This is a genomic window from Spirosoma pollinicola, assembly GCF_002831565.1.
Taxonomy (GTDB): domain Bacteria; phylum Bacteroidota; class Bacteroidia; order Cytophagales; family Spirosomataceae; genus Spirosoma; species Spirosoma pollinicola.
The window spans coordinates 1,832,268-1,844,086 of the sequence record NZ_CP025096.1 but is presented as its reverse complement, the minus strand read 5'-3'; the positions used below and the strand labels follow the sequence as shown (position 1 = coordinate 1,844,086).

The 11,819-nt window shown below is 49.5% G+C and carries 7 protein-coding genes; 2 read left to right on the top strand and 5 right to left on the bottom strand.

Features of this window, described 5'->3' with window-relative positions; all coding sequences use genetic code 11:
* Positions 1-257: 257 nt before the first annotated feature.
* Complete coding sequence (locus CWM47_RS07810) at positions 258-761, bottom strand: YybH family protein (protein ID WP_100987455.1); 504 nt, start codon at positions 759-761, stop codon at positions 258-260.
* Between the two features lie 151 nt (positions 762-912).
* On the opposite strand from CWM47_RS07810, the gene katG reads away from it, so the two are divergent.
* Entirely contained in the window at positions 913-3,177 is a 2,265-nt protein-coding gene (gene katG, locus CWM47_RS07805; RefSeq protein WP_100987454.1) for a catalase/peroxidase HPI, read from the top strand.
* Complete coding sequence (locus tag CWM47_RS38055; RefSeq protein ID WP_157815919.1) at positions 3,135-3,422, top strand: hypothetical protein; 288 nt, start codon at positions 3,135-3,137, stop codon at positions 3,420-3,422. Before katG ends, CWM47_RS38055 begins: the two co-directional genes overlap by 43 nt.
* A gap of 164 nt (positions 3,423-3,586) precedes the next feature.
* Here CWM47_RS38055 and CWM47_RS07795 read toward each other — a convergent pair whose 3' ends face one another.
* The 4 genes from CWM47_RS07795 to CWM47_RS07780 all read right to left on the bottom strand — a co-directional run bounded on the left by CWM47_RS07795 (position 3,587) and on the right by CWM47_RS07780 (position 11,803).
* Positions 3,587-4,903 (bottom strand): gluconate:H+ symporter, encoded by a 1,317-nt coding sequence (locus tag CWM47_RS07795; RefSeq protein WP_100987452.1) that lies wholly within the window; start codon positions 4,901-4,903, stop codon positions 3,587-3,589.
* 25 nt (positions 4,904-4,928) lie between these two features.
* Positions 4,929-6,218 carry an McrC family protein gene (locus tag CWM47_RS07790; protein WP_100987451.1) on the bottom strand — a complete coding sequence of 430 codons (1,290 nt, stop codon included), beginning with the start codon at positions 6,216-6,218 and terminating at the stop codon, positions 4,929-4,931.
* Between the two features lie 148 nt (positions 6,219-6,366).
* On the bottom strand, positions 6,367-9,807 hold the full coding sequence (locus CWM47_RS07785; protein WP_100993779.1) for a VCBS repeat-containing protein: 3,441 nt from the start codon (positions 9,805-9,807) through the stop codon (positions 6,367-6,369).
* Positions 9,808-9,952: 145 nt separating this feature from the next.
* Positions 9,953-11,803: a RagB/SusD family nutrient uptake outer membrane protein gene (locus tag CWM47_RS07780; RefSeq protein ID WP_100987450.1), complete on the bottom strand. Its 1,851-nt coding sequence runs from the start codon at positions 11,801-11,803 to the stop codon at positions 9,953-9,955.
* Positions 11,804-11,819: the final 16 nt, after the last annotated feature.

Genomic DNA, 11,819 nt, shown 5'->3' with positions numbered 1-11,819 from the left:
ATTGGTGGGCTTGAATGCCACAGGAACGACTGGCGGCAGCCCTAAAATTGATTCGTCGCGCAAAAGCTATTTATTATTCAAATCCCGCAAATCCACCCCTGGGCAATGGAGGACATGTACTTAAATCTGATAAGCCTATTCAACGAAGAAGGCGTTAAGTATGTCGTACTGGGTGGGCATGCCGTAATTTCGGTCGCCCGCAAGACCTACGAGATTTAGAAAACTTGCCCGGCCAAGGGGATTAAATCTATACGCAATTACTTCCCGCAGGCTGCACTTCCCGTACACGCCAAACTCACAAAAAGCTCGGAGCGAATTTTCCAGCCTTCGTTCGTCTTCCGCCACATAGTTAAATACGTACCCGTAATGGTTTGAACACCATCAGGGCGTTTAAAGCGACCCGTCCAATGGCCATGTTCGGCGGCTAGCGGATTCGAGGAGCTGATTTGTATGGTGTCTGTTGTGCGAACGTACCCAAGAAAGGCAGGGTCTTTGAATTGTACTGCTACCGATGCCAGCACCGAGTCCCGGCCTGACACATGCGACCCGCTTCCGCGCGTTACGTCGATTTCCGACATCATGGTTTCACCAAAACCGGCCAGATTACGGTTTTGAATGGACTGATTTGACTGGTTACGCAAGGAACGAATAGCTCGCTCGTCTACTGTTCTAAGGTTACCAAAAACGGTTTGCGCCGAGGTAATGTGTGATAAACCCGTAAGCGAAAAGAGTATAAAACTAAAATAAAGCGACTTTTTCATTTAAGAAAGGTAACTGGGATTTGCTCCTCAGATAATTAATATCATGAACTTATAGATATTATCTATAAGTTCATAAAAACAATGAATAAAAACTATAGCTCAGATTAATTTAAATTTGATCCATCAAACAGCACTTAAACTCTACCAAATAATGGGAAACAACGGAAGTTCGGATACAACAGTATGGGACGTCAATGATGAAAGTAAAGTTAACACTGTGGGCAAGTGCCCATTTACGAGTGGGGCACTGAACAAGAGTGCTGGCGGTGGTACGCGAAACCGTGACTGGTGGCCAACTCAACTGAAATTAAACATACTCCGTCAGCATTCATCCCTTTCCGACCCAATGGACGAGGGATTTAATTACGCTGAGGAATTTAAAACACTCGATCTGGCGGCTGTTAAGAAAGATATTACCGAGGTGATGACCACTTCTCAGGATTGGTGGCCAGCCGATTTTGGTCACTACGGGCCTTTCTTTATTCGCATGGCCTGGCATAGCGCGGGTACCTACCGCATTGGTGATGGCCGTGGTGGAGCGGGTGCGGGCATGCTTCGCTTTGCACCACTCAACAGCTGGCCCGACAATACGAACCTCGACAAGGCTCGCCTGCTGCTCTGGCCAGTCAAACAGAAATATGGCCGAAAGCTGTCATGGGCTGACCTTCTGGTCCTAACCGGCAACTGCGCCCTTGAATCGATGGGCCTGAAAACGTTCGGTTTTGGTGGCGGTCGTGAGGATCTTTGGGAGCCTCAAGAAGATGTCTATTGGGGGTCTGAAACCGAATGGATGGGAGACAATGTGCGTTATCCTAACCCGAATGAGCGTAAGCTGGAGCAACCCCTTGGGGCATCCCATATGGGTCTCATCTATGTGAACCCGGAAGGTCCAGGCGGTAAGCCAGATCCGCTTGGAGCGGCTTATGACATTCGCGAAACCTTCGGTCGGATGGCTATGAACGACGAAGAAACCGTTGCTCTTATTGCGGGCGGGCACACCTTTGGCAAAACCCACGGTGCTGCTGATCCAGGTCAATACGTTGGCACTGAACCGGCTGGATCGAAAATTGAAGAGCAAAGTTTTGGCTGGAAAAACTCATATGGTCGTGGTCATGGTGCAGATACTATTACTAGTGGACTTGAGGTAACGTGGACAACAACCCCAACCCAATGGAGCAATGACTATTTTGATCACTTGTTCGGCTACGAATGGGAACTAACGAAGAGTCCCGGCGGAGCGCACCAGTGGCAGCCAAAAGATGGTGCAGGCGCGGGGTCAGTACCCGACGCGCACGATCCATTGAAGCGGCATGCACCAACGATGCTAACAACCGATTTGGCATTGCGGGCAGACCCTGCTTACGAGAAAATATCAAGACGCTTCCACGAGAATCCGGATGAGTTCGCAGATGCGTTTGCCCGGGCGTGGTTTAAGTTGACCCACCGCGATATGGGGCCGATAGAACGTTATCTCGGTCCGGAAGTACCAACCGAAGAACTGCTCTGGCAAGACCCAATTCCTGCCGTTACGCATCAGTTGGTAAACGACCAGGAGATTGCTACCCTTAAAAATACCCTTTTGGCTTCGGGCCTGTCGGTGTCTCAGCTGGTATCTACCGCCTGGTCTTCAGCCTCCACCTATCGTAATTCCGACAAACGCGGTGGCGCTAACGGGGCTCGTGTTCGTCTTGAACCGCAGAAGGATTGGGCAGTTAATGACCCGGCCCAACTGGATACTGTGTTGAAGAAGCTTGAAGGAATTCAGCAAGACTTCAATAATGCTCAAGCCGGCGACACGAAGATTTCACTCGCCGACCTGATCGTGCTGGGTGGATGCGTAGGTATTGAACAGGCGGCCAAGAATGCCGGTCATGAGGTAACGGTACCGTTCACGCCGGGCCGGGCCGATGCGTCGCAGGAACAAACTGACGTGCAATCTTTTGATGCCATGGAGCCAAGTGCCGATGGGTTCCGCAACTATCTGAACGCTAAACATAAGTCGCCTGCCGAGGATATGTTGATCGATAAAGCACAACTATTGTCAATGACTGTCCCTCAATTGACGGTGCTTGTTGGTGGTATGCGCGTGCTCAATACAAACTTCGATCACTCGAAGCATGGCGTCTTTACAGAACGTCCGGAAGCACTTACGAATGACTATTTCGTTAACCTGCTCGATATGGGTATCACCTGGCGGGCAACTTCAGATGCCCAGAGCGTGTTTGTGGGTAGTGATCGTAATACGGGCGAACCCAAGTGGACGGGCACGCGTGTCGATCTGATCTTCGGCTCTAATTCAGAACTCCGCGCTACTGCAGAAGTCTACGGGTGTAGTGACTCCCAGGAGAAATTCGTACGGGACTTCATTGCGGCATGGACCAAAGTGATGAATCTTGGCCGTTTCGATCTGGCCTGATTGCAGCTGTAGAAGTTATTTGGTTATTTAATGGAGAGGTGGTCTGGCAACAGGCCACCTCTTTTTATGACGACAATCAACTGAAGGAGAAAGCAGAATCACGTACTACCAGACAGCCAATATTGATCTTTGATGAAAAAGGGAATCATTACGACATGCTTCCATCAAAAGAAATTTATAAGCTACCAATATGGATTTTTTCAACATCAAAACAAGCTGGTCAAATGCAGAATTTATCCCATTAAAACTTTGTATAGCAGCGGCTTACATACTAGTGGGGAGTTATTTTCATGACTTTTTCCAAGACTATTACCTACTACTTTTCATACTGTTCAGTATTACCGTCAGCTGGAGCGTTTACCTGTGGATCACGAAGATGAAAAACAGCAGATCCTGATACTGGATCTGTTTAAACGACCAGGTTCAGCAACAACACGCCAGCAAGGCCAACGATGGAAACAATAGTTTCCATTAGCGACCATGTCCGAATGGTTTGCCCAATGGTCAGGTTAAAGTATTCTTTGAAGAGCCAGAAACCACCGTCGTTGATGTGTGAGAACATAAGGCTTCCGGAGCCAATGGCCAGTACCATCAACTCCGGCTTTATCGCCTGCGATTGAATAAGGGGTAAAATGATACCCACCGTTGTTAAACCAGCTACCGTAGCCGAACCAACGCAAACTCGAATAAAGGCGGCAATACCCCATCCCAGCAATAGTGGTGGGATGGCGGCATCGGCCAGTAAGCTCCCAATGTACTTACTAGTTCCGCTATCGCCGAAAACCTGCTTTAAGGCACCAGCACCGGCAATAACCAATAAAATTGGGGCCACCGCTTTCACTGCTTCTTCCATGTCTTTTGTAATAGCCTTTACGGTTAATCCCTGCCGAATACCCAGCGCATACATAGCCGTCAGCACCGAAACAAGCATACCGATATAAGGTTCGGCCAGCAACGTGACAATAGTTTTCAAGAACGATGGTTCGTGCATTGCGTTTTTCAATGGGCCAAATGTTGTCAGGAGAAGCACCGGCAGTAACGCCACAAAAAAGCTGATACCCGCCCCCGGCAAGTTTTGGGTGGGCACTTCGCGGTTGTTGAATAAATCCCGGTTGGGCGTTGCTTTAATGTGTAAAAGTGTTTTGCCAAACAACGGCCCGGCAATGATGATAGCCGGAATGGCAACGATGATTCCGTAAATCAACGTCTGACCGATATTCGCATTCAACTGACCCGCCACAGCCGAGGGAGATGGATGCGGAGGCAGGTATCCATGCGCTACTGACAATGCCGAAAGCATTGGCACCGCTACCGACATTAATGGCAAGCGAGACGAGGCTGCAATGGTAAAGATGAGTGGAACAACGATAATAAATCCGGCATTATAGAACAACGGTATCCCGATCACAAAACCGGCCAGGGCCAATCCCCATCGAATATTTTTGATGCCGAACCAGCCAATCAGTACATCCGTAATGCGCCGTGCGGCCCCACTTTCGGCGACGAGTCGACCTAACATGGCCCCAAAACCGATAATCAGTACCAGTTCGCCAAGAGTGCCGCCAATACCCGTTTGTATGGATTTCCCAACGGCCACCACGTCCATTCCCGACGCCAGGCCAATTCCTAGCGAGACGATAACAAAGGATATAAAGGTATCTAGGCGAACAAAAGCGACTAAGACAACAAGCGTCAGAATACCGATTAACGTTAAAATTAGGGGCATATAATGATTTTTCGAAGTACTGCGTTTAGTACGATAAAGCGTAATCAGCTAATTTTTCTACTTCACCAGCCAGTGAATTGCTCAGGTCGAAGGGCACGACGTGTAATCGGGTGGTGGCATCGTAGCCAAATACAGGCAATGCCTTGTGGAAGGTCTCATTGGCGGGATAAATCAGAAACAGGTCGTCGGCATCATACTTTTTTCCGTATGCAAACAACTGGTACAGATCAGACTGTTCGATACCGTATGACCCTGTAACCTCATTCTCTCCAGGCTGTTGTCCATTTACCTGCTTCCATTTGGTATCCAGTATGAATACACGGTCGTTATGCCGTATAATGATGTCGGGCCGAAGCCTGAATTTGGGTATACCCACATGCTCCTCGACCAAATGAACGGACGACTCCTGCACGCGGACCTCATCGGCATTGGGCCAGTAGGTTCGCAGGCCATATGCCACATAATCTTCAAACACCCGTTCCATTGGAAACAACAGGGACAGGCTCGATGTATTACCCGATCTAACCCCCAGCCCTTGTCCAAGAAGCAGCGTTTTTGCCCAGAGTAAGGCGGCTTCGTAACGCGCAAACAGGCGACTATTTCGCCGGATAGCGGTCAAATCATTGGTTATAGATTCGGTAGGTGGTACCTCGTCCAGCACCCACAACAGTTGCCGAATCCGATACTGATTTGCCTTGTCGGCCGATTTGCCGTTCAGATACAATAAAGCCGATTTCAGGATTCGGTTGGGAGGCACATTAGCGGTCAGCGTGTCATACATAACGGCCAACCGCTCTGCATGGAAGCCGTTTTCGCGTTGCTGCCGGGTGGCCTGAAATTTCCCTTTCCAGAAACGTTCGTTGCTGTCGACCGACACGTAAGCCCGCTGTATGCCCTGTTGGGCCAGGGGTTCAATCGTATCCAGAAAAGCGGTGATAAACACTTCCCATAATGGCATTTTTACGGCCTTTGACTGGGCAACCCGGATAGTCCGAAACGGGCTATGGCGCAAATAACGAAGCATATTGAGTAGCAACGGTTTGGCATTAGCTTGATTCTCGATCTTGGGCAAAATCTCAAGTTGTGAACCATCCGGTAAGGTCAGTAGGCCAACATAATTGCGAACGCGTATACACTCCCTCCCTTTTTGTACGGTAAATGAGAACAGCCCATCGGCATTTTCGTTCTCGAACACAAACTGCCGAAGTGCCTCAAAGACCGAATCGGGCAGAAACGTTCCTGCTGGCGGGGATTCAGTCCATCTCCCCTCCCGACCAATCAGCCCGTTTTCAATTACCGAAAAAAGGAAAGTCATAGTTTGTTTCCTGCCATTCTGGCGCGGGTATTCACCCGTGCCTGTTCATATAGCCAGTATTCACTGGCGAATCGAATCAAATTGCGTCAGTAAATACTGACTTTTTTAAAAGGCACGAGCAAATGCTCTCGCCAGATACATCATACCATCATTTAGCATTTACTGATTGATACGCCCGAATGCCTTGTTGATTAATACCAAACAATAACGTATTACCCACGGGCAACACCGTTCGCACATCACCCGACAGCCGGAAGCCTGAGCGAGGTTGTGGTACCGCAACAAATCCTCCTCGCCCATCGCCCCGTAGCAACAATCCTTCGTTGGCATCTGATCGGCCAAAACGCAATCGGACCTGTACCGCGTTGCCACACAATAAAAGGTCTTTGTGCCCATCCTGATCATAATCCAGCGATGTCAGTGTGAAGACGGGTGAAATTTGGGCCGATACCGGTAATGGTTTTTCGACCAGTTTGCCACCAGTTGTACTGGCAAAATAGGTCGTGGTCAACTGATTGGTGGTCAGTTTATTCGTGCCTGTCAGTTCCGCTTCCGTGAACACATCAGCCAACGTGGCATTTGAATAGCTATCGTAATTCGTAAATCGGTGGCGCAACATACCTAGCTGATCGAGGAGTTCGTCGCGGCTGGCATAGGGATAGCTTTTACCCTGCACATACAGGCACAAAATTGGGTCGACTTTACCGTTGTTATCGAAGTCTTTGTAAATCAACTCGGCAGGCTCGTTGTCCGTAGCCCGACATTGAGTGTTCAGACCCTGATTGCCAACGACCAGATCGGGGCGACCGTCGCCGTTGAAATCATCGATCAGCAGTTTATTCCACCAGCCCCGGTACTCTTTGTCAAAGTATGTTTTTGTCTGGTCGGTCAGCTTTCCGTTTGTCATACTCAGCACCATCACAGGCATCCACTCGCCCACAACGATCAATTCTGGTTTACGGTCGGCATTTAAGTCGACCCAGGCCGCATCGGTTACCATGCCTAATGTCGAGAGCATAGGCGCGAGTTGAGTTGTTTGATCGGTGAATTTGGGTTGGCCACCCTGTCCCTTACCAGTGTTAATGAGCAGGTAGCTCTTGGGCGCTTCGGGGTAGCGACCCGGTATAACCCTACCACCCACAAACAAATCAGGGCGACCGTCGCCGTTCACATCCGCTACTCTGGCGCAGCTTGTGCTGGTCAGCATGACGGGCAACGCGCCCAAGGCTTTCGTGAACTTTCCTTTGCCATCGTTCAGATAGAGCCGATCCTGCAAATTCGGGTCGTCGGGGAGCAAATTGTCGTAGCCGCCACTGCATACATAGAGATCAGGAAAACCGTCGGCATTGGCATCGAAGAAAACGGCATTGGCATCATTACTCAATTTATCGGCGTCAAAAGCGGGTTGTGCCAGTTTACTAAACTGCCCCGAAGCCTGCTGAACAAATAAAAAAGCCGCCTGCCCGCTCCCACCTCCAACGTAAATATCCTCCCGGCCATCGCCATTGACATCGGCCTTTACCATACAGGGACCATTGAACGACTGTGCATTGACTAGCTGAGACTGGCGTTTAAAATCATTAATTTTCTTTACCGGGTCTGCGTAAACGACCGGCGAGCTTACTTCCCGGAAAAGTGAGGGCGTACGTTGTGGCGCTTTGTAGACAGAACGCGCATCTTTCTCATCCACCTTTAGCAGTTGATCCGATTTTACGTTTGTCAGTACTTGCTGTTTACCCGTTGGCCAAATAATGCGTACCGAATCTATACCGGCATCGGTGCCTAACCCGAAGTGCAACTTTGGCGACATACTCGATTGATAGCCCCGTATGGGCATCTGCTCAATGTACTGCTGTTTTCCCTTTTGATAGAGTGTCACTTTGGTGCCTACGCCCTGTGTATTGGCTCCACTACCGGCGAGTTGAAGACTTAGATAATGGTGTTTTCGTTCTTTATTTGCTTCATTCTGAAAGATAAACGCTGGTTGGTTGGTGTTATTAACAATCAGGTCCAGATCACCATCATTGTCTAAATCGGCATAAGCAGCGCCCGTGCTATTGGAGTGCTGATTCAGCCCCCAGGCAGTGCCTACGTTGGCAAACGTCACCTCATTCGTTTGGCTGCCCCGATTCTGAAACATATAGTTCATAACGTTCGACGATGGAATTCGATGAACCAAATCAAGTACATCTTCGCGCCGGAAATTGGCCGGGCGGTTCTGCATGTAGTCAGTCATGTATTTCAGGAAATCCATGTTTGTGTAATCACGGACGTATCCGTTTGTGATATACAGGTCTTTCCAGCCATCATTGTCGTAGTCAGCCAAAAGCGGAGACCAGCTCCAGTCGGTGTTTGAAACACCCGCCATTTGGCCAACTTCACTAAATAAAGGAACGCCCTTTAGTGATGAGCTTCCCTGCCCTACGCCTTCATTTATCTGCAACATATTCCGCATGTGCTGATAATAAAATCCCGACTGAACAGCCAGATCAAATTTGTCGTAATTGTCGGGGGCCATTAACAATTTCTGCCGCTTGTTATCTTCGGGCAGCATATCGAGCGTCATAATGTCGGGGCGGCTGTCATTATTGACATCGGCCACATCGTTACCCATCGAAAAGTTGGATGTGTGCCCAATGCTGTTTTTCAACTGGTTTGTAAACACTGGCCCGCCATTCCGCCCGCCCTGGTTATTGATGTAGAGGTAATCGGGCACGCCATAATCATTGGAGACATACAGATCCGGCCAGCCATCGGCATTCAAATCCGATACACCCACGCCCAGACCATAACTCAATACCGAATTACTCAGACCCGACTTTCCGGTAACGTCTTCAAACCGCTTGCCGGTATTTTTCAATAGGCGAACACCAATATCCGGATTGGGTTGTTTCATTATTGCCGCCGTTGCCTGTGGATCGAGTATCGGTAACAGTCGCGGATTGTGGTTCAGTAAAAAGAGATCCAGGTCGCCATCGAGGTCGTAATCAAAAAAAGCACCCTGCGTGGTCTGACCTGGTTGATCCAGGCCATATTGCGCCGTTTGTTCTGAGAAGTGCGGAATTCCCTGAGCATCCGGCCCATCGTTAATGAATAATTGCGGAATCCGTTTTTGCGGTGGTAAACTCCCCGAGTAGCAAACAAAGAGATCGAGCCGCCCATCGCCATTGACATCGGCCATAGAAACGCCGGTTCGCCAGGGGCCTTCTCGCCCGGCGACACCTGCCGTTGCGGTAATGTCCGTAAATTTCATACCGCCCTTGTTGAGGTACAACTGGTTGGGAACCATGTTGCCGCTAAAGAAAATATCGTCCAGTCCGTCGCCGTTCAGATCACCAACGGCTACCCCCGCACCATTATAGAAGTACTCATACATCAGTACGTTGGTGTTAAGCCCTTCTGTTAGGTTATTGGCAAACGTGACCCCGGTTTGTTCTGGCGAAAGGGATGTAAACAGTGGTGGCCCACCAGCGGCAGTGGCATCATTCGGTTGCTTGGAATCTTGACAGGCAGCTAGTAAGACTATACTTAACGGGATAAAAAAACGGGCCAGCGTTTTCAAATTATTCGATATTTCAGAAGTTGACATGGTCAGTAAAATGTAGTCACGGGGAGCGCGCCGATCGTCAGATAATGGACTGATTACCCAAAAATCGTTTAAAAATAAACCAAAAAAATGCCAGTACCCGTGAGTACTGGCATTTTTCGTAATCAAATAAATTCAGATGCTACAATTAGTAGCCTGGATTCTGAACCAGTTTGCTATTTCGGTTGATCTCATCCCGGCTGATCGGCAGGAAATAGACTTTATCTGCCCATTTCCGGTTCTCTTTACCCGTTCCCAAATCTTGTGTGCTATAGCTGTAGGTGTAATTATCCTTACTATACTTGTAGGTTGTGACCGATTTGCCCGGCTTCAGTTTACCCGTAATAGTAATGATCTGCGCCTGCTTGCCCTGTGTGGCGGGAGCCGTCATCCAGCGACGCACATCATAGAAACGTTGCTCTTCAAACAGCATCTCGATGTTCCGCTCGTTCTGGTAACGCGCCACTAAGGCTGCACCCGACTCGGTAATGGCGGGCATGCCCACCCGGAAACGAATCTTGTTGATCCAGCTTTTAGCTTCGGCTTCCTGACCCAGCGCGAGGCAAGCTTCGGCATAGTTGAAGACCACCTCCGTGAAACGAATTTGAATAGAAGGAACTTCCTGACGAATGTTCTGATCCACCAACGTTGGATCCGGATCCATGAACTTGCGGATAGCGTAGCCGGTCCAGGTACCGTTCCAGTTCTCGATCGAACTGTTGCGGGTATCTAAGCCTGAAAACTTGGTTGGAGATGCTGAACTACCAACTTCATATTCACCCATCTGGATTTGACCAGCCGGATCAATACCGGCACCATCGGGTGTACGGGGCTTCCATTGCGCTCCATCATACAGAATCGACGCGTAGAAGCGAGGGTCCCGGTTTTCGTAAGGTGCCGACGCATGTGCCGGATTGCTCCAATCGAACTTACTACCGTCCATCATCTCATAGCCATCGACTAAGTTCTGAGTGGGTTCACTCGATGTCCAGCCGTGGTAGCCATTAGGCATGTTGTTGCGAGGATACCAGGAACCCCAGTCATCAGCCGATGCCCGGATGTAATACTTCAGGAAGATCCCATCCGCTTCGCCCCCGTTGCGGGACAAATACAGGTTGATGTAGTTCTGCTGGCCTTCGGCCGCGGTGACCGGAGCCGTCAGGTTGAGCTTGTAGCCGTATTGGTTGAGGTCAATTACAGCTTTGGCGGCATCTTTGGCTTTCTGCCACCGCGCCGTCCGGTCGCCACTCACGTAGCCCAGTAACTCAGGATTGCTGAAAGCGGCAATCACACTCGACTTAGCTTTGGCCGTTGGGATGTCGTGCAGATCACTGGCAGCATACAATAACACCCGCGCTTTAAGTGCCATAGCTGCCCCTTGAGTAGCCCGACCACTGGCCAGGGTCTTGCCTTTGAGCAGGATAGCGGCTGAGTCCAGGTCACTGACGATGGCATTTACACACTGTTCGTAGGTATTACGCGTGATGGTAAAATCAGGATTATCCAGCGTATAAGGCGATTTGATGATGGGTATCCCACCATGATAACGCAATAGCTGGTTATAAAAATAACCCCGCATAAAGTACATCTCCCCTTTCATCCGGTCGGCAATGCCACTGCTGTTATCAAACTGGGGTTTAGCCAGATTAGCAATGGCAATGTTTGCAGCCCGGATACGGGCATACATGGCACTCCATTCCATGGTATTCTTCACTGTACCCAAGTTGGATGGACTCACGTTTGCTTCGGCAACATCTTGCTTGCCAAAGCTAAAGAGGGCATTGTCGGTCTGGCAGTCCAGATTCATTTGATCCAGGATACCATCGCGCAGACCATTGTACACATCCGTTACGAAAGCTTCTGAAAGAGCCTGATCGTTCCAGACTGCACTACCCGACACCTTATCGAGGGGCTTAGTGTCCAGAAAGTCGCTGTTACAGGCTACCATCGTAACACCCACCAATAGGCCAAACGACAGTGTCTTTATTATATGATTCATACTATGTTGATTTTTC

Bases quoted from the DNA above. Each gene is read 5' to 3' on its own strand.
- CWM47_RS07810 (WP_100987455.1), bottom strand. From the start codon at position 761: ATGAAAAAGTCGCTTTATTTTAGTTTTATACTCTTTTCGCTTACGGGT.
- katG (WP_100987454.1), top strand. From the start codon at position 913: ATGGGAAACAACGGAAGTTCGGATACAACAGTATGGGACGTCAATGAT.
- CWM47_RS38055 (WP_157815919.1), top strand. From the start codon at position 3,135: ATGGACCAAAGTGATGAATCTTGGCCGTTTCGATCTGGCCTGATTGCA.
- CWM47_RS07795 (WP_100987452.1), bottom strand. From the start codon at position 4,903: ATGCCCCTAATTTTAACGTTAATCGGTATTCTGACGCTTGTTGTCTTA.
- CWM47_RS07790 (WP_100987451.1), bottom strand. From the start codon at position 6,218: ATGACTTTCCTTTTTTCGGTAATTGAAAACGGGCTGATTGGTCGGGAG.
- CWM47_RS07785 (WP_100993779.1), bottom strand. From the start codon at position 9,807: ATGTCAACTTCTGAAATATCGAATAATTTGAAAACGCTGGCCCGTTTT.
- CWM47_RS07780 (WP_100987450.1), bottom strand. From the start codon at position 11,803: ATGAATCATATAATAAAGACACTGTCGTTTGGCCTATTGGTGGGTGTT.